Origin of the sequence: Acinetobacter sp. IK23 (assembly GCF_035615275.1) — a bacterium.
Classification (GTDB): domain Bacteria; phylum Pseudomonadota; class Gammaproteobacteria; order Pseudomonadales; family Moraxellaceae; genus Acinetobacter; species Acinetobacter seifertii.
In genome coordinates this window covers 1-528 of record NZ_JANBNX010000073.1, presented here as the reverse complement: position 1 = coordinate 528, position 528 = coordinate 1, and the positions used below count along the sequence as shown (strand labels likewise).

Below are 528 nucleotides of genomic sequence, written 5' to 3'. Positions count from 1 at the left end.
TTGACAGAAGTTACGCCTCGGTTAATCAACTCATCACGCTGAATGACTGTACGCGCTCCAGCATGATTTAGTACTTTCTGTGCATTGGCTTCATCTAACCAGTTGCCTTCGGCTTGCACAGTTATCGTGTTAAGCGTCACAGTAGGGTATGTATCGGCTGCATAAAGTATGGAGGGAAATAAGCAGAGGGTGAGGACTGATTTTTTGAAATGAGGGAGTAACACAAGAGATCCTTAAAATGATGTATAGGTTAAATGTGAAGAAAATACGGAGAATTTGTAAGTTTGTGAAATGATAAGCTGACTAGCGAGATCTGTAAATGATAATCGTTTGCTTTTTATTCAAGTGTTATATAAAAATTATTAGAATAAAGGGAATAGTGAAAGCACTTAAAAGTGAGCCGGCAATCTATACAAAATTCTTTTCTGAAAGTGTTCTGCAATATCAAACAGGCTGACAGTTTTCTAGAATATGAATACAGAAAGATAGATAAAAACGGTGGCTAACATTTGAGTAAAAATTGAACTT

1 pseudogene is annotated in these 528 nt (G+C 36.4%); it reads right to left on the bottom strand.

What is annotated here, in order from left to right:
- A pseudogene (locus MSG95_RS18900) lies at positions 1-224 on the bottom strand (TonB-dependent siderophore receptor); the annotation flags it as partial.
- Positions 225-528 lie beyond the last annotated feature (304 nt).